The following is an 18342-nucleotide window of genomic DNA, read 5'->3' on the forward strand; positions in this document are numbered from 1 at the left end:
GATGTTGGGTTTCCTTAGTCAACCCAACCTATAGCTGTCGCGGTTATTAGCTCTGTTCGGATTCGCCTTTGTCAGTTTCAGCAGTGTTTGCTTCTTTATGTTGGGCTATGAATGTTTCGGCATCTGTTTCGATGCCAACTAGTCGCATAACTCCTTCCAGCCGACCATACATACGCTGTCGCGTTTCTTTCAACTTCCATATATCTGTCTTATTGAGTTTCTTAACGTAGATGACTCCTAAACACACTGCTGCTGTTGTCCAAATTACTTCCTTAGGGTCTTCCCTCATGTACTCTTTATTATCCAATTTGCGCTTATCAAATTCCACCTTGTCTTTACCAAAGCAGAAAGCCTTCGTAACGCTATCCAACTTGTTAGACTGAGCAATGTATTCCTTTAGGCTCATCCCAACATTGGAAACGTCGTGAACAAACTCATTTCTGATTTGCGAGAGAGTGACAATGAAGCTCATATAATCAGGCTCAAGCAGTGATAATGCTTTTACAAAAGCCATTTTGCCAGTGGTATAGTTGCTCAGTGCAAGCCTTGAAATGAGGTTATGAAGCTCCTTTTGACCCAGAGCCGCTACAATTAGACCAGTGACAGCCGCCTCCATCAATGCATGGAGCTTAATAATGAATGACCAATCATCTTCATCCAAAAGTTCTGCGTAGAAGCCCTCTGGTAAACCAAGTTCCTTGACAAGTTCTTCGACAGCTTCAAAAGGCTCTGTTGGTCTATTGTTGTAGATGTCATTATTAGTCATAATCTTGCCTCTTTTGGTTGCAGTAGCAACTTTAATGCGCGGCACCCGGAGAACCGAGCGCAGCGACAGAACTATTTATTCAACCGCTACTTAGCAGTCTAATGTACAAAAAAACCGAATTCACACCGCCCTATTGCGGTCTATGAGTGTCCTTACTGTAATAAAGTACAGTAGCTCAAAGTCCCCCTTTTTAAGGGGGATTTAGGGGGATCGACAATGTACCGCATAGCAGAGCAAACTGCTGTATCTCTGAAGAAACCCTTCACGCCTGCCAAATGGAAGACCCAAGTAAGGTGTTTTGAGTCTTAATTAACCCATCAGAACTAATGACATGAACCACTAGTAGAGTTAGCTAGAAAGAGTCGAGGAAAGCTTCCCAGTTAGCCTGTTTTTCTGCTAGTTCTGTATACTTTTCATCCGCATCATCAGCCTGTGACTCAGACCAGACTTGGTATTCAGCTGCCAAATCCTTATCGGTTTTAGACTCATGAAATCTACGGTATTCTTCATATTCTTCATAGTGTTCCTGCATACGTTTCCAGGCTTTTCTACTAGCCTCTCCCAATAGTCGCCTTAACCGTTGATCTATAGGAAAACCTCTCTGTTTGATTAAGTCTTCAAATATTCCCGAGTGAAATATATCGGCGTAGGGGGGATGGGGATCGTTTTTTATGAAATCAATAACAGATCTTTCCCAGAAGCTTTCTACCAATGGATCTAACACTTCAAGAGAATAACTCAGCGTTAGCATATCCAGCGCCTTCGCGTTCGTCATTGAAAAGTGAATAATTTGGTTTCTTAGTCTACCGAATTCACGGTACTGCTTAAGCCGCTCAATCTTAATTCCTGTAGTTGCCCATAGCTGATTGGGCAATTCCTCATAGGATAGGGTGCGCCCGCCTTCTAGTAAATCAATCAGTGTGAGAGCATCCTTACTGGGGTTCGACTGGGGCAGTTTGTAAAAGATCAACAGTGGGTGTTCTTGAGCTATTCGAGCTTTTAACAGAATCTCTGCCGCATGAGCCGCATGTACCACACACATGAGCGTCTCACCTTGCAAAGCTTCCATAAAGGCATCACGAAAAAGGAGCATCCCCGTTCGTCTCATGTTTCGGGGGACATCCTTAATAGAAGCTTGATCCATATTCCTGTGACGGGTGAAAGACGACTGTTGTCAGATCAAGTTTAGCCTCTGGGATTCATCATTGCCCAGAGCGATCGCACAACAGTTAGACTGTTTCACTACTACTTGCTTGAGGCATCGCTTCAATAAGTGCCCGAAGCACCTTATTTACTGACTCCGGTGTTGAGAAAACCTCGGCAACATCCTCATCCAAAACAACGACGGTTAGCTTTGGCTTTCCACTTCGATTGGCAAAGCGATTGGGCTTTGCCTTTTTATAATCAAACTAGTACGGGCAAAAGCTCATCTTCAGAGTTTGAGGGTTGATCAAAAGGCGTTTTGTTCATAATCTTTAAGTTCCCTGCGAGTGGCGAGACGGACACTAATTCCTATAACTACTTCAACTCGCCTATGTAATCGGCTCAGACAGCAAACCAGACATTTCTAACACACGATCTGACCAAATTTTAGCTTGTTCGGCAACGTTCATCCGTTGTCCATCATCTGCCCAAATATTTGACCAGCCGAATTGCCAACGAGCCAGTTGTACTTGTAACTCAACTAAATCCGCAGCCTTTTCTATTCCAGCATCCATTGCTGTCCACTCGATGAAGAACTTGCTTTCTCTCATCAGATATTCGACAGTGTTACTACTAGCTCCACGCTGAACAAGAGATTTGATTCGAGCTAAGTTAGCAGCTAACCCACCTAAACGAGCTGACAAATCATCTTTTAGATACCGTTCGCGTAAAGCATTCCAGTCTTTCATACCCCTCCTAATAAGTTTTGAACAATTTGGGCAACCTGTTCCCGAATTTCAGGATTGAGAATTTCCATTGAACGATTATTTTGCCTCGGACGGATGTTGATCAGGGATTCGTATGTCACAGTTTGGGTATCTGGATACCAATCGGCTCCCCAGATATCTGCCTGCTGACTGCCATCTTCAAGCAATGCTGTTTCGCAATCTGCATGGAACTCTCCACCACCAGCGAGAATAGCACGCCGAATATCTACTGCCAACTTAATGTAAACACTCAGGGTTTCAAGCATTTCATCGATTTGCGCTTTCGTGGCACGAGTACGGATGATGTGAATCATGCAAAATCCTTCTGAGTAAGCAGATCCATAGTTTATCAGGGAATTAGTAAAGTACAATTTTCGTTACATCCTGCATCTGCCACCCTGTTTACCCATGCTTTGTGACTACCTAGTACAAATCCTTACCGCCCGCGTCTACGATGTTGCCCAAGAAACCCCGCTAGAATACGCCCCGAATCTATCCGCCCGCCTGAATAACCAACTCCTACTCAAACGGGAGGATATGCAATCCGTCTTTTCCTTCAAACTGCGCGGGGCGTATAACAAAATGGTACAACTCCCCCCTGATATGCTGGCACAAGGCGTCATTGCAGCATCAGCGGGAAATCATGCCCAAGGCGTCGCCCTGGCTGCGCGTCAGCTAGGCACCCAAGCGATTATTGTGATGCCCGTCACCACGCCCCAAGTTAAAGTCAATGCGGTTAAAGCCCGTGGGGGAGAGGTGGTTTTGCAGGGAGAAACCTACGATGAAGCCTACGCCTTTGCCCGGAAACTGGAAGCCGAAAAAGGGTTAACCTTTATTCATCCCTTTGATGATCCGGATGTGATTGCCGGACAAGGTACGATTGGCATGGAAATTCTCCGCCAATATCAGCAACCTATCCATGCTATTTTTGTCGCCATTGGTGGCGGTGGATTAATTTCTGGGATTGGGGCGTATGTGAAACGGTTGTATCCCCAAATTAAGATAATTGGCGTTGAACCTGTAGATGCGGATGCCATGTATCAATCTCTGAAAGCTGGGAAACGGGTGCGATTGCCTCAAGTGGGCTTATTTGCTGATGGGGTAGCGGTGCGAGAAGTGGGGGAAGAAACCTTTCGCCTGTGCTCCGAATATGTGGATGAGATTATTCTGGTGGATACCGATGCCACCTGCGCTGCAATTAAAGATGTTTTCGAGGATACACGCTCTATTTTAGAACCTGCTGGAGCATTAGCGATCGCAGCCGCTAAAACTTATGTTGAACGCGAGCAAATTCAGGGACAAACCTTAGTTGCCGTTGCTTGCGGTGCTAATATGAACTTTGACCGTCTTCGCTTTGTGGCAGAACGGGCAGAATTTGGTGAACGTCGCGAAGCTATTTTTGCTGTAACAATTCCCGAAAAACCGGGTAGTCTGCGTCAGTTTTGTGAATGCTTAGGTAAACGGAATCTAACTGAGTTTAATTATCGCATTTCTGCGGAAAACGAGGCACATATTTTTGTCGGTGTCCAAATTGCCAACCGCAGCGACGCCGCTAAGATGATAGAAGCGTTTGAATGGTGTGGATTCAAAACCGTAGATTTAACCGATGATGAACTGACGAAAATGCACCTGCGGCACATGGTAGGTGGACATTCTCCCTTAGCGGATAATGAATTACTTTACCGCTTCGAGTTTCCTGAACGTCCGGGTGCTTTAATGAAGTTTGTAGGTTCTATGAGTCCTAATTGGAATATTAGCCTATTTCACTATCGTAATAATGGGGCTGATTATGGGCGCATTGTCGTGGGAATGCAGGTTCCGCCGCACGAGATGGAGGAATGGCAAGGGTTTCTGGATACCTTGGGTTATCGCTATTGGGATGAAAACCAGAATCCGGCGTATAAGCTGTTTTTGGGATAGTTATAGCGCTACGCGCCAGGGAATAGGCAATAGGCTTTCTTGCAATAGTGAAGACAAAAGCTTACCTTACAAGGAATTGAGCGATTTGAATTTTTCTTCATTTGTCCTAACCTTAGTGCGTAGTGCTATATGACTAGAGATGTGGGGTTGAGCGAAGTCGAAACCCAACCTACAGGGATAGGTGATTATACTGATTACCATAAATAATTAATTGGGCATCACATCGTCGAGTTTGAGTTGTAAGTTGGGCAGGAGGTAAGATGTAATTGTATCTCCCAAGCGATATTTTTGCTGCTGATACGCCCCCCTCATGAGTTGGCATACTGTAAAAGTGGGTTGTTTAGGGTTGCCAATGAATTGCCAACCGCCTAAGCCGCGAAAGTCTACAATCCAGAATTCGGGAATGCCTAGAACCGCATACTCTTCGACTTTTCTGGCATAGTCATCTTGCCAGTTGGTGCTAACAACTTCGGCAACAAGTTTGATGGTTTTGCCATTACAAATAATTGGCTCTTTTTGCCAAAGCGGTTCGTTGCTGAGTTCGGCTTTGTCTAAAACAATGACATCAGGGCGTAGTGCTGTCGCTTCAGCCGCGAGTGGTTTAATTAAACAACTTTTGGGAATTAGCCAGTTTAACTGATTACCAATAATTTCGGCATAGATTCTACCCGCAATAGTCCCAGCAACTTCTTCATGAGGACCTGTTGGTTCCATGTCTCGTAGTTCTCCATCAATAAGTTCGTACCTGGGATTATCTCCGTATTCTGCTATAAATTGATCGAATGTTATAAGTTTAGAGGGGGTGTAAGTCATGGCGTTTTTCGGGAAAGGCAATTTTATTGTTTATTCTAGCTTGTAGAACTGGAAGCCTCATCTCTATGATTGTCTCATATCTAAATTCACCTTTTTTATTCACATCTTGCACCAGTAGCAACAATTAGCCAGGGATTCAAATCCCTGGCTCAAAGCTTGCATTCAGCTAAAGCTGACTGGATAAGAGTTTTAGTCCATTTTAATGGACTTTAGCTTTTAGCCCGGAGTTTGAACTCCGGGTTCCGGGCGGATGTCTAGATACTCTGAATCATCGCTTCTCTAAAATTGCTCGCATATTTGGAATAGCAGCTGCAACCATTTCCGGTTTCACCGATGTCTGTTGCCAACTTTCTCGCTGTTCAAGTTGCTGTGACCATGTTTTTAGGGATGGGTAATTGTCTAGAGATAAAGCAAATTGAGGCAAGGAGGGAACCAGTGTTCCAGCTACAATATCCGCTAGAGTAATTTGATTGTTCACAAAGTAAGACTGTCCAGCTAAAAGATTTTCATAAAATTTGATAATCGTCGTTATGCGTTGCCGAGCATTGTCAATTTTATCAGGGTTAACTTCTAGTCCAACTAATTGTTTCGTTAACGGAATCATCAGCGGTTGAAGTTCATTAATGGCTATCATTTCTACCATGCGAACCGTTGCGATCGCGTCAATTTCATTAGGCATCAATGATGGCGTTGGATACTTCGCCTCTAAATAGTCCAAAATGGCTAACGACTCAACGATCCGAAATCCGTTATCGATGACGACAGGAATTCGCTGAAGCGGGTTAATGGCGGTGAAGTCGTCACTCAGGTGATCTCCATCTAGATTCACCAAAATTGGCTCAAAGGGAATTTGTTTTTCCAGTAATGTCACCCAAACTCGGCGAGCATTAACAGAGATTGGATTGTAGTAGAACTTTAGCATTAGATTATCAGTAATTATTGGGGTTTTCAACAATCATACCCTCACTGGCTGCGGCTATATTCAACTCGTTATCAGCAGATACAAATATCACACTAGGCAAACTGTTAGCCATGCAAAGGACATTTATCGCACAACCTGCTGCTAGTTGAACGGCGTCGTAGCCTCTTAATCCGTAGGCTTCAGCTAATTCCATTGCTGAGTTGATGATGCTCTGTTGAATTTCGACGACTTGATATTCGGATTGTAGATCACTCTTGAATTGATGACATACTGCTGTCGCATCCGTAGCACTTATACTTCCGCCACGCGATCTTCGGGTAATTGCAGCAATAATTTCCACAGATGTGATAGAAGCAATCACTACATCATTATTCAGTTGTGGGTAAAATAAATTCAAAACCCATACTGAACCTATCTCATAAATGTAGCGTTTAACCAATGCACTGCTATCTATAAAATAAGCTGCCATTTAGCGGCGTTCCTCAATGATTGTCTCAGAAATAGGCTTATCCTGCACCTGAATCAGACGCCGTTCAATTTGCTGATGATTAGAAGCGTCTTTGACTTGTTTAACTAAACCAGAGGTTAACAGCGCTTGGTGAAATTTTGTGCGTTGCTCAGCTACTTCTTTGTCAGTAAGATGTTTTTGGATAGCCAGATTAAGTTGCTGTAGTTCCTCTGACTCAAGCATCTCTAACTGATTAAGGATTTGATTCAGGATTGTTTGTGGCATAGCCTTCTACTTTTTACTCATCGAGTTTGTCTCCTATTTTACGACGGATATTAAAAAAGCATGGGGATTTAATTGGGATAGGGCTGGGCGCGATCGCATTTATGCTGGTGAATGTTTTGCATCAAGCGTTTCAATCGCTGGATTAAAACACTTTTTAACCAGCAAGTTTAAACGATATCCGCTAAGCTTGCCTTTCCTGTTATCGGCTTCTTTGAGCAACAAATCCCGAACCGATTTAAGCCAATCTAATTCTTCTATCAGTTCCTCATTAGTCCCATCAAATTTATATCGTCCGGTTAGCGCACTATAAATTATTCGTTGGTGTTCAAAGTTCATAGACACAATTTTTTTCACAAAAACCGCTGGTTCTATGTATTTTAATATAGGAATTTCACAGTATATCCCCGATACATATTGATTCTTCAAACTCCTTGGGCAAATCATTTCATAGAACTTCCATATATCGCTTTGCATGGTATCCAGTAAATCTTGAGCATCATTAGGCAGACTCTTAAGCATTTTCAAGTCGTAAGCTTCTTTAATGTAGGATACAAATTCTTGAAACTCTGGAAGTTCTCTTCCAGAAAATGCTAGTCCAAGGTAGCCGCTAAATGGATCATCTAAAGCCCAAGCAATATCTTGACGAAGCTTTTCAGGTTGAGCCTCTTGTACAAACTGATCAATATAACGTTTTGAATTCTCTAGAATTTTTGCCTTAGTTCTACTATATAAACCAATGTCAGATAAGTTTAATAAAATTCCGGTTATATGCTTGATTTCCCCAATATCACTAAATTGTCTGTCACAATATTCTGATTTAACCTTTTTGAGTAAATAAGAAAAATCATCATCAGTTAAATAGTGAAAATGCCACAATCTAATCCAATTAGGTGTATTTTCATCCTGAAAATATTTACTACTTGGCAGTGATTGCTTTAGTTCCTCCGCATCTATAATGCCTTTATCAAAAAAGGTTTGCCACCATGTTTTACTGGGGAATGGCTCATGTAAATTTAGGTTGGGATACCTTCCCAACATTTTTTGAAGTGAAGTTTGCGGTTCAATATTCTCTTCCGGGACTGAATTAGTATCTTGACGCCGCATTCGATCCATTCCCTGATTTCTCAGTACAGATCCATATTCTTTTTCTAATTTATTAATTTCTTTTGGCTCCATCCTTCCACTTTTAATTTCAATGGAAAAAACTGAAAGTATTGTCAAAATATCTTGAAGAATCTCTGGTTTATTTTTTGCCTTATCTGGTAGTTCTGCAAAAATCCGATCAAAGTCTAAAAAAACTTGCTTAAGAATTCTTAGATTCTCAGATTCTGCTTCTTCGTATAACTTTTGTAGTAATTGAGTATTGTCAGATAAGAACTGTCTGACATCTGAATTGTTCGCTACAGTAATAAAATTTTCTAAGGCTCCCTCAAAATCAAGAGATACACCAAAAGTTTTGCCGATTAACTTTTCCTTGATATTTTTATAGCTACTCTCTTTGACTAATTCATCCTCGTTAGCAATGATAACTATTTTTAGGTCTTGATGTTCTACAAAGTAGTTAATGTATCCTAATATACTGCCCAGCTCTATTTGGCAACGTTCTAAATCATCGAAAATTAAAATACTTTTATCAGTATCTTTAAGATAATCAGGAAGATTAATTTCTGGAACTTGAGGATTCAATGTCCCTTCATCTTTGCCATCACTGTCTAAATCAATTTTTATTGTGCCTTTTATTAATCCCTTTACAATCTTTCCTGTTATTGCCATTCCCTTGGACGAGAGTACAGGATGTAATTGCTGAAAGAAAGCATCTTCTATCTCAGAAAAGGTAGTCATTCCGTAAAGACTAACATACAAGCATTTCTGCTTATCTGCTTTTAGCTTGTCGTAGTATTTTTTGATAAACCATGTTTTTCCTGACCCCCATTGCCCTTTGAGTAAAACAGCAAACCCAGGTGCGTGGGATAAACTACAATAATAATCTAAGTACGCTTCGATATGGCTATTAGGATTGTTTTCCTGAGTCATGGTTCTTATTCCTCAAATCAAATCGTGTTTCCTGTTTAAGTCTCGCGTGTTTGCTGGAAGCGATCCAAAATCTCTGCGATAAAGGGTTCGCCATCAATGGGTGGAGTCTGTTCGGAGACAGCAATAGCAGCATCTATTTTTGACCGTACAGATTTGAGCCACTCGTTGTCAGCACGCTCATATTCATCTAACAACTGCAAGGCGATTTCGAGGACTTCTTCAGCCGAGCGATATTTGCCTGTTCGCAATTTGGTTTGAATAAATTGCTCTTGGGTCTTTGTTAGACTAATACTCATCGTAGTCAGCCAGAAAGTTTGCTCTAATTCTAGCAATCTCACTTGCTTTTTGGTTGGGCGCGATCGCACAAGCATGAAGGAATGGCAATCCCTTCTGTATACTGTAGGTTATCGCCATATAAGATGTTGGGTTTCGGCGCGTCAACCCAATCTACAAGCATTACACCGTGGGACTTTAGCTTAATTCATAAGACTTGATTATCACCCGAAGTACGGGAGAACCGTTTCCAGCTTCATACAAGGTGGGCTAATCCTTGGTAATCCCCAGAATGATGGTGCGTTGAGGTAATCATTGATACCGAAAACGATTTGACTGAAATGGCTAGAAAAAGGGTGCTATCAGTTTTTTCGTAGTGAGAAGCTAGATCTGCTGCACCAGATGAAGATGAACGCGATCGCACGTTTATTATTGTAGGTTGGGTTGAGGTTGCTTAAACCAACACATCTAGTTATAGTGTTAGAGCTACGTCTGATTGACTACTGAATACATATTTATAGTATTATGTCAACTCCGTTTTCCACTGACTGATACTATAGGATATCGCTATGGGGATCAAAAGCAACATCTGGCATAAACGCTATTTTGGTGCTAATGGGATGAGCCGCGAAGCGATCGCGTAGTTATTGACTGACAAACAACTGATCCGCTAATTTTAGATTTATTTGAACAACTAAGGTCATAAAAGGTTACAATCAAGCTTGTGTAATTCAAGCCTATATTTACCCGCTTTACCTGGCATATTGTGTGTGGCAGGTAGTTGATTAAATGTAGGTTTTTCAATTAAATTAGAAGTTTCGTGCAATCAAACACAGTTCTCAAGCCGACAACAATTACAGCCCCATCCATTCGGAAAGAAGAGTTACCCTTTACTCTTCAAGACTTGAAAACGGCAATTCCTGCCTATTGTTTTGAACCTTCTGTTTGGAAGTCTCTCAGTTATTTCTTTCTAGACATTGGCATAATCGCTGGATTTTATGCCATCGCCTATAAACTGGATTCCTGGTTATTTTTCCCCATCTTTTGGGTACTGCAAGGAACTATGTTTTGGGCGTTGTTTGTGGTGGGTCATGACTGCGGTCATGGCTCTTTCTCTAAGATTAAATGGCTGAATAACCTGATTGGACATCTGTCTCACACTCCCATCCTGGTTCCCTTCCACGGGTGGCGCATCAGTCACAGAACTCATCATGCCAATACGGGTAGCCTGGAAACCGATGAAAGTTGGTATCCGGTATCTCAGACTAAGTATAAGCAGATGCGGTGGTATGAAAAGCTATTTCGCTATAATTTACCATTGCTAGCTTATCCCCTCTATCTATTTAAGCGATCGCCTAATCGCGAGGGTTCCCATTTTCTGCCCAATAGTCCATTATTTCGTCCCTCGGAAAAATGGGATATTGTCACCAGTTCCGTTCTCTGGGTGTTAATGGTTGCCTTTTTAGGGGGACTGACGTTTCAGTTCGGTTGGCTATTTCTGGTGAAGTATTACCTGGTTCCTTATGTTGTATTTGTCATGTGGCTAGATTTGGTCACATTCCTGCATCATACTGAACCAGATATTCCCTGGTATCGGGGAGATGATTGGTATTTCCTGAAAGGGGCATTATCAACGATTGATCGGGATTATGGCTTTATTAATCCCATTCATCATGATATCGGGACTCATGTGGCGCATCATATTTTCTTGAATATGCCCCACTATCACTTGAAGACAGCAACTGAGGCACTTAAACCCGTGTTAGGCGAGTATTATCGCTGTTCCAATGAGCCGATTTGGAAGAGTTTTATGCGTTCTTACTGGGCTTGTCATTTCGTGAAGGATCAAGGATCTCCCGTTTACTATGAATCTCCCAGACATCCGCGATCAAACTAAAGTATAGAACGCGGATTTACTACATTAGAACTGTAGAGACATTCCCAGGAATGTCTCTATGGCTATTATGCTTATTTTCCGGAGTCATGTTTGAGTCTCGCGTGCTTGCTGGAAGCGATCCAAAATCTCTGCGATAAAGGGTTCGCCATCAATGGGTGGAGTCTGTTCGGAGACAGCAATAGCAGCATCGATTTTTGCCCGTACAGAGTTGCTCCACTCGCTGTCAGCACGCTCATATTCATCCAACAACTGCAAGGCAATTTCGAGAACTTCTTCAGCCGAGCGATATTTGCCTGTTCGCAATTTGGTTTGAATAAATTGCTCTTGGGTCTTTGTTAGAGTAATACTCATCATACTCAGTCAGAAAGTTTGCTCTAATTCTAGCAATCTCACTCGCCAGATGTCATAGCAAGTTAGCTATCTAGCGACATTCCTACATGATTGTATGCAACGTCTTTACAATGTCGTATTCATTGGATATCTCTGTTTATGAATCTTCCTTTAACCGTTCCAAGAATACCTGATAATTCTGAGACTGAGAACCAAATACGTAATCCGGTGATGTAATCGTCATATCACTTCCCCCCGCTTTTCTCAGATGATTAACCGCCGCTAATAACATATTTTGCTCAACCACAATCGTTACGGCATACCAATCTTTGTCTTCCTTAGAATAAACTTTGGCAATTGTCGGTCCTCTCAAACCAGTTAAACCGCTCAATTCGCTATGATTGACCAAATAGTTGCCAACTTCATCGGCTGATTTGCCGCGAACATTTGCTGTGATTGAGACATATTTTTTGGCATTCAGATTTGCCTCAATTAATTCCAAGATCGTTTTAGTTGTATCCAGTTTCGTGGGATCGTCTTGGAGGAGGCGTTTATTGCCAATTAGACAGGCTTGGGACTTCAAAAGTGTCCCACCAGTAATCCGCTTCAAGCGGTTTTCTCGGAGGGTGGTTCCCGTACTGGTGACATCAGCAATCATGTCGGCATAACCCATACTGGGTGCGGCTTCCATGGCGCCTTGGACGGAAACGAGGGAAAAGTTTACAATTAGCTTTTCGTATAACCAATCTCTGGTTAGATTGGGATATTTTGTAGCAATTCTGAGGTTTTTTCCTTTTTCTTTAAATAGAAGGGTAAGTTCGGCTAAATCTTCAATCGAGGAGACATCTACCCAACTTTCGGGAACAGCTAATACCAGTTCGCATTTACCGTAACCCAAACGGTCATGAATAACCACGACATTATCATGACCCACGCCTTCTTCACAGACGACATCATAGCCTGTAATTCCTAGGTCAACGCTACCTTCTTCAACTTTGGTGAAAATATCAGCCGCCCGTTGGAAAAGTACATTAATTTGAGGGAGTGAGGGAATCGAGCCGAAATATTGGCGATCGCTGGGTCTAAAGACGCTCATCCCACAGGCTGACAGGAGGCTGCTTGTCGAGCGTTCCAGCGCTCCTTTACTGGGGAGAGCGAGGCGAACGGGTGATTGGTGATTTGTCATTGGTGATTTGTCATTGGTCATTTGTTATTTGTCATTTGTCATTGGTCATTCGTTTTAATCCATCGTGAATATGCTTGGCGGCGTCGCTTACGGTTAGCTGCTGCTGTTCTCCGGAATCCATCTGCTTGAGTACAACATTTGACGCTTGTCGTTCCTCTGAACCCACGAGAATGGTGTAGGGAATGCCTTGTTTGTTGGCGTATTGAAAGTTACTGGAAACACTTTTGCCTCTAAGATCCATGGCTACTGCCAATCCAATCTGTCGTAACTGTTGGGCAACGCCAATGGCATAACCTGCATCATCTTGACTGACAGGAACAACTAAAGCATCCATCTGTCGCTGTACTTGCCAAACTTTGCCCTCGGCTTCTAGGGCTAATCTTAGCCGTTCCATCCCGTAGGAAAAGCCGGTAGCTGGGGTATCTTGGCGTCCGCCAAAGGTTCCCACTAAATCATCATATCGACCACCGCCGCAGATTTGTCGCTCCTGTTTGCCTGCGCCATGATAAATTTCAAAAATCATGCCTGTATAGTATTGCAATCCTCGGCTAAGTCCTAAATCCAGGCTAATTTGACTAGAATCTAGATTGTAGAATTCTAATGTCTTAATAATCTCACGCAGTTGTTCAAGTCCAGCATCATCAATGCCATGGGAACAGAGGAGTGTTTGGGCTTCTTTTAAGACTTCCGTGGGTTCTCCTACCAGTTGTCCCAGTTGACTCATAAACTCTAGCGCTTTACTGACTCTCTCAGTTTGATCTTGGCGTTTTATTTTGGTCAGCAGGCGATCAACAATTTCCTGGGCGTCGCGATTACCCGCCAATTCAATGTTCATGCTGTCTAGGAGATCCAGAATCGTAGTTTGGGCGTCGGATTCTGCCATTCCTTGAAAGAGTTGACTCAACCGTTGGCTGTGGACTGTCTCCAGGTTCGTCTGTTCTGGACTCAGTTGGGGGTTAGAGGTGTAGAGGGCAAAGGCGGGATAGATATCACACAAGCGCTGTTCAACGGCGGCTTTGCCTTCCTTGCGTAAAATTTCCATATTGGTTAGCAAGAAGCTACGCAGGCGACTTTCGAGCTGGAGGTTATCGAGAAATTTAGAGATTACACCAATATGACCCAGAACGATTTGATACCCGCTTAATCCTAAACGATTTAACCCTTGGGATGCGATCGCGATAATTTCGGCATCTGCCATCGCCCCTGTCGCGCCAATCAGTTCAATCCCCATCTGGTTAAACTGGCGGTAGCGTTCCTTCTGGGGGCGTTCGTAGCGGAAGGCGGAACCCGCATAGTAGAGGCGAATGGGTTGGGGAACGCCTTGCAGGTTGTCTACATAAGCGCGGACAACCGAGGCGGTAAATTCGGGGCGCAAGCAAAGGCGGCGGTTGCGGTAGATGAAGTCATAGAGACGGGGGGCGATTTCTTCACCGGATTTCCTTAAATACAGTTCTGTATATTCAATCAATGGCACGTCAATTGGACGATAGCCGAAGGATTGGAAGCATTGACGCAGGGTATCCTCAAGTTGTTTAGTGATGGCGTAATCATCGGGCAAGACATCGTTGACGCCCCGCACTCGTTCAATTTTGGTTGTTCGCATTTTGGTCATTTGTCATTTGCTCTATGTCATTCGTCATTTGCTCTATGTCATTCGTCATTCGTCATTCGTCATTTGTGATAATTGAACGGTTAGGTCGGGGCGGGTTTAGTTATATCAGGGTAACACCAAAGGTTAACGGTAAAACCCGCCCCTACAAAAGATATTTCATCGGAACGTCTCTACATCGCTTTGACGTTTACCGATAAATGGGTAGGGTAAAGTGGAAACAGCCACCACCTTTGGGCGAGGAATCGACCCAGATGCGACCATAATGGGCGCGGATTATGCGTTGGCACAAGGATAAACCAATCCCGTACCCGTCCTTGCCTTGATCGCGTTTGAGTCGGAAATGATTCTCAAAAATGCGATCGCGATTTTCTTCCGGGATACCCGGACCTGTATCATAGACCGAGACTTGAACTTTTTGGGTGGTGCGGTGCAGCATCGAAACCTGAATTTTACCCCCTTTTGGGGTGTATTTGTTGGCATTGTCTAGCAGATTGACGATGACTTGACGCACCAACTCACTATCGGCATGGACAAGGGGTAAATCCTGGGGAATATCTGTTTCCACAATCTGGGATTTGAGTTGGAACGACTCCTGCATTTGATTGAGAATATCTTGACACAAGGGTCCTAAAGCCAGTTTGCGGGGTTTAACATAAAAGTCGGCGTTGCTGCCTTTGGCGGCTTGCAGGATTTCCGTAATCATGCGATCAATGGTACGGAGTTGGATACGCGCTTGTTCCAATAACCGGGCTTTTAGCCGGGGGGTTAGTTCAGGGCGAGGAGATTGATTCGGGTTGTTTTGACCTAATTCCAGGGTATCTAAGGCAATAGATGCGGCGGTTAAAGGGTTGCGGATGTCATGGGCTAACATGGACAAAATTTGGTCTTTAAAATGGATATTTTCCCGCAGTGTTGCGTTTTCTTGGTTGAGGCGAAAAATTTCGTCCGTGAGTTGAATCACTTCGACGGAAGATGCCATGGAAGGTTTGGCAGATGAGCCATTCTCACTGGAGATATCCTCCTTAGCGGAGGAGATCATCTGCTGGGTTAACTCGGCTTTATAGTCTTCGAGACAGCGTTGCCAGCGTGACCAACAGTTCTTCAACTGTCCTACTAAATTCGTTCCCGCTAGGGTTTGTCGGGGTTGGGGATGAATCTTGAGCAGGGCTGGAGTGGCTACAATTTTAAAATGTTCGGCTAAATAGGGCTGTTCTCCCACCTTCACAATCATCAGTTCAAACGGATAGTCCTGTTTCAAGGACTCCAGATAGTTGCGGATGTGATGGATATGTTTCCGGGAACTGGGGCGCTCATCGACAAACAGCAGAAGCTGTAGGGTGGCTTCCCCGTCCGGAGAGTTCTCATGAGCGACCTGCATGAAATTGGGTGTTAGCACTCTTAACTGGGGCAATTGTAGGAGAACATTGGATTTGACTGCCTAGGGGCTGGGGGGTCTTTGCTTCCTTATAATTTAATCTCTATTTTAGATTTTCCGCAAAACTGAATAGTTTGTGAGGTTGATCTATCCTTTTCGTCCTAAAATCTTAAATGACTGTAAACCTCCCAGGCTATCCTAAACTTTTCGTTATCTAGCAATTCACGACTTCTATTCACTATGGCTATCGGCTACGTTGCGCTCGTCCTTCATGCCCATCTACCTTTTGTGCGGCATCCAGAAAGTGACTATGTTCTGGAAGAAGAATGGCTTTTTGAAGCCATCACCGAAACTTATGTCCCCCTCCTTCATGTCTTTGAAGGGTTAAAGCGGGATGGGGTGGACTTTAAAATCACCATGAGTATGACACCCCCTTTGGTGTCGATGCTAAAAGATCCTCTGTTGCAAGAGCGCTACGACAAACATCTAGCTCTACTCGAAGAGTTAGTTCAAAAGGAAGTCGAGCATAACGAACACAATGGTCATATCCGCTACCTAGCTGAACATTATGTGAACGAGTTCAGCATGATTCGCCAAACCTGGAATAACTATGGCGGTGACCTAGTGTTGGCATTTAAACAATTTCTCGACAGCAATAACCTAGAAATCATCACTTGCGGCGCGACTCACGGCTATTTTCCGCTGATGAAGATGTACCCCCAAGCTGTTTGGGCGCAAATTCAGGTGGCTTGTGAGCATTATGAACAAACCTTTGGGCGTCCCCCGAAAGGGATTTGGTTACCCGAATGCGCCTATTACGAAGGGGTGGAACGATTACTCGCCGATGCAGGCTTGCGCTATTTCCTCACCGATGGTCACGGGATCTTGTATGCCCGTCCCCGTCCCCGGTTTGGCACTTATGCTCCAATTTATACAGAGACAGGGGTAGCTGCATTTGGACGAGATCACGAGTCCTCTCAGCAGGTGTGGTCTTCGGAAGTAGGGTATCCGGGTTCACCGGAATATCGGGAATTTTACAAGGATTTAGGCTGGGAAGCCGAATACGAGTACATTAAGCCCTATATTATGCCCAATGGACAGCGCAAAAATACAGGAATTAAATATCACCGGATCACAGGTCGCGGATTAGGATTAGGGGATAAGGCGTTGTATGACCCCTATTGGGCGCGAGAAAAAGTGGCTGAACATGCAGCTAACTTTATGTTTAACCGGGAACAGCAGGTGGGTCATTTGGCTGGAATTATGCAGCGTCCGCCGATTGTGGTGTCCCCCTATGATGCGGAACTGTTTGGTCATTGGTGGTACGAGGGACCGTGGTTTATCGATTATCTGTTCCGCAAGTCTTGGTATGACCAGGGAACTTATGACATGACTCACCTGGCGGACTATTTGCAGGATAATCCCACCCAGCAAGTTTGTAAGCCTTCTCAGTCAAGTTGGGGGTATAAGGGATTTCATGAATATTGGCTGAATGAAACCAATGCTTGGATTTATCCTCACCTGCACAAAGCAGCGGAACGGATGATTGAGTTAGGGCGTCGCGAACCCGCCGATGAACTGGAATGGAAAGCACTTAACCAGGCGGCGCGAGAGGTACTCCTGGCGCAGTCATCGGACTGGGCGTTTATTATGCGGACGGGAACCATGGTACCGTATGCCGTTCGGCGGACGCGATCGCACTTGATGCGGTTTAATAAGCTTTACGAGGATATCAAGATTGGTAAAATCGACAGCGGCTGGTTAGAAAAAGTCGAGGAAATCGATAACATCTTCCCCAAAATTAACTATCGGGTTTATCGTCCATTGTAAAGATTGGGGACAAGCTATACGTCTCTACTTCGGGGCGGGTTTAGTCGCATCTAGGTGAGAGAATAAACGATAATAGTGAAACCCGCCCCTACACACCCACCAGGTTTCCTTGGATTTTGGGTGGCGAAGGGTCACGCGCTTATGCCCTCGCGCCAAAACTCAAAACTCTCCCCTGTGCATCCCCTTGGCACTATAACGACGGTTTTGATCAGCTTCAACCATTTGGCAATCCTCACAGAGTCCAAAAAATTCTAGGGTATGATAGTAAATTTGAAAGTGGTGGTTATCTTGTAACTGGGTCTCTAAATTGTGGACAGGACATTCCTCGATCGGAATTGATCGCCCACAATTGAGACAGGTGAGATGGTGTTGATCCTGCAATAAACTGTAGAGGGATTCGCCAGTCGCTAGAGTCCGCATTTGTACCACTCCTTCAAGTTTCAAGGCATCGAGAGAGCGGTAAACTGTGGCTAGACCCATACCTTGCTTCCGCTTGCGTAACTCGATATGAATATCCTGGGCAGAGACAGCACGATTTAAGGTTTTGAGCAACTTTAAAATTCGTTCTTGAGAACGGGTGCGTTGGGCTTTCATAGATTTAGGGGTTAACTAACAGTCCGTAAATATCTAGACAATCATTGACATAACTAGACATTTTTGATGATATAATACAGAAATGTCTAGTTTAACTCCCCAAGAAGCAGCTACTCGACTTTGTGTGACGGTCTTGCACGTTGCACC

Annotated in this window: 19 protein-coding genes and 1 pseudogene; 3 read left to right on the top strand and 17 right to left on the bottom strand. The window is 43.9% G+C overall.

Translation table 11 applies throughout. The features are described from left to right. Positions 1-46 precede the first annotated feature (46 nt). The 5 genes and pseudogenes from RH949_RS23535 to RH949_RS23555 form a co-directional block, all read right to left on the bottom strand. Positions 47-766 (bottom strand): hypothetical protein, encoded by a 720-nt coding sequence (locus RH949_RS23535; RefSeq protein ID WP_446356547.1) that lies wholly within the window; start codon positions 764-766, stop codon positions 47-49. 352 nt (positions 767-1118) lie between these two features. Next, positions 1119-1910: a hypothetical protein gene (locus RH949_RS23540; RefSeq protein WP_446356549.1), complete on the bottom strand. Its 792-nt coding sequence runs from the start codon at positions 1908-1910 to the stop codon at positions 1119-1121. 85 nt (positions 1911-1995) lie between these two features. Continuing rightward, a pseudogene (locus RH949_RS23545) lies at positions 1996-2236 on the bottom strand (hypothetical protein). Between the two features lie 62 nt (positions 2237-2298). Beyond that, positions 2299-2658: a hypothetical protein gene (locus RH949_RS23550; protein ID WP_006104700.1), complete on the bottom strand. Its 360-nt coding sequence runs from the start codon at positions 2656-2658 to the stop codon at positions 2299-2301. Continuing rightward, a complete protein-coding gene (locus RH949_RS23555) occupies positions 2655-2990 on the bottom strand; it encodes a DUF5674 family protein (protein ID WP_446356551.1) in 336 nt (111 codons plus the stop codon). The genes RH949_RS23550 and RH949_RS23555 overlap by 4 nt, the downstream gene beginning before the upstream one ends. A 94-nt stretch (positions 2991-3084) precedes the next feature. On the opposite strand from RH949_RS23555, the gene ilvA reads away from it, so the two are divergent. Next, positions 3085-4596, top strand: a complete 1512-nt coding sequence (gene ilvA, locus RH949_RS23560) for a threonine ammonia-lyase, biosynthetic (RefSeq protein WP_446356553.1) — start codon at positions 3085-3087, stop codon at positions 4594-4596. 207 nt (positions 4597-4803) lie between these two features. On the opposite strand, the gene RH949_RS23565 is transcribed toward ilvA, so the two are convergent. The 7 genes from RH949_RS23565 to RH949_RS23595 all read right to left on the bottom strand — a co-directional run bounded on the left by RH949_RS23565 (position 4804) and on the right by RH949_RS23595 (position 9512). Continuing rightward, positions 4804-5409 (bottom strand): Uma2 family endonuclease, encoded by a 606-nt coding sequence (locus RH949_RS23565; RefSeq protein WP_446356555.1) that lies wholly within the window; start codon positions 5407-5409, stop codon positions 4804-4806. Between the two features lie 268 nt (positions 5410-5677). Next, positions 5678-6331, bottom strand: coding sequence for a glutathione S-transferase family protein (locus RH949_RS23570; RefSeq protein WP_446356557.1), 654 nt, complete (start codon positions 6329-6331; stop codon positions 5678-5680). Positions 6332-6338: 7 nt separating this feature from the next. After that, positions 6339-6800, bottom strand: coding sequence for a type II toxin-antitoxin system VapC family toxin (locus tag RH949_RS23575; RefSeq protein ID WP_446356559.1), 462 nt, complete (start codon positions 6798-6800; stop codon positions 6339-6341). Beyond that, positions 6801-7064, bottom strand: coding sequence for a hypothetical protein (locus tag RH949_RS23580; RefSeq protein WP_446356561.1), 264 nt, complete (start codon positions 7062-7064; stop codon positions 6801-6803). 99 nt (positions 7065-7163) lie between these two features. Continuing rightward, positions 7164-9098 (bottom strand): P-loop NTPase fold protein, encoded by a 1935-nt coding sequence (locus tag RH949_RS23585; protein WP_446356563.1) that lies wholly within the window; start codon positions 9096-9098, stop codon positions 7164-7166. Between the two features lie 35 nt (positions 9099-9133). Continuing rightward, positions 9134-9394, bottom strand: a complete 261-nt coding sequence (locus tag RH949_RS23590; protein ID WP_446356565.1) for a ribbon-helix-helix domain-containing protein — start codon at positions 9392-9394, stop codon at positions 9134-9136. Continuing rightward, a complete protein-coding gene (locus tag RH949_RS23595) occupies positions 9384-9512 on the bottom strand; it encodes a hypothetical protein (RefSeq protein ID WP_446356567.1) in 129 nt (42 codons plus the stop codon). Before RH949_RS23595 ends, RH949_RS23590 begins: the two co-directional genes overlap by 11 nt. Positions 9513-10191: 679 nt before the next feature. Between RH949_RS23595 and RH949_RS23600 the strand changes: the two genes are divergently transcribed. Next, a complete protein-coding gene (locus RH949_RS23600; RefSeq protein WP_446356569.1) occupies positions 10192-11268 on the top strand; it encodes a fatty acid desaturase in 1077 nt (358 codons plus the stop codon). An 84-nt stretch (positions 11269-11352) separates the two neighbouring features. Here the strand turns inward: RH949_RS23600 and RH949_RS23605 are convergent, their stop codons facing one another. From RH949_RS23605 to RH949_RS23620, 4 genes are all read right to left on the bottom strand, one after another. Next, positions 11353-11619 (bottom strand): ribbon-helix-helix domain-containing protein, encoded by a 267-nt coding sequence (locus RH949_RS23605; protein ID WP_446356575.1) that lies wholly within the window; start codon positions 11617-11619, stop codon positions 11353-11355. 136 nt (positions 11620-11755) lie between these two features. Then, positions 11756-12805: an ATP phosphoribosyltransferase gene (hisG, locus tag RH949_RS23610; protein WP_232231802.1), complete on the bottom strand. Its 1050-nt coding sequence runs from the start codon at positions 12803-12805 to the stop codon at positions 11756-11758. A gap of 10 nt (positions 12806-12815) precedes the next feature. Next, entirely contained in the window at positions 12816-14387 is a 1572-nt protein-coding gene (gene hisZ / locus RH949_RS23615; RefSeq protein ID WP_446356571.1) for an ATP phosphoribosyltransferase regulatory subunit, read from the bottom strand. A 196-nt stretch (positions 14388-14583) separates the two neighbouring features. After that, a complete protein-coding gene (locus tag RH949_RS23620) occupies positions 14584-15774 on the bottom strand; it encodes a histidine kinase (RefSeq protein ID WP_006104795.1) in 1191 nt (396 codons plus the stop codon). A 237-nt stretch (positions 15775-16011) separates the two neighbouring features. On the opposite strand from RH949_RS23620, the gene RH949_RS23625 reads away from it, so the two are divergent. Then, positions 16012-17601, top strand: a complete 1590-nt coding sequence (locus RH949_RS23625) for a glycoside hydrolase family 57 protein (RefSeq protein WP_006104699.1) — start codon at positions 16012-16014, stop codon at positions 17599-17601. A gap of 159 nt (positions 17602-17760) precedes the next feature. On the opposite strand, the gene RH949_RS23630 is transcribed toward RH949_RS23625, so the two are convergent. Continuing rightward, positions 17761-18195 carry a Fur family transcriptional regulator gene (locus RH949_RS23630; RefSeq protein WP_006104678.1) on the bottom strand — a complete coding sequence of 145 codons (435 nt, stop codon included), beginning with the start codon at positions 18193-18195 and terminating at the stop codon, positions 17761-17763. Positions 18196-18342: the final 147 nt, after the last annotated feature.

Origin of the sequence: Coleofasciculus sp. A1-SPW-01, from assembly GCF_040217205.1 — a bacterium.
Classification (GTDB): Bacteria; Cyanobacteriota; Cyanobacteriia; order Cyanobacteriales; family Coleofasciculaceae; genus Coleofasciculus; species Coleofasciculus chthonoplastes_A.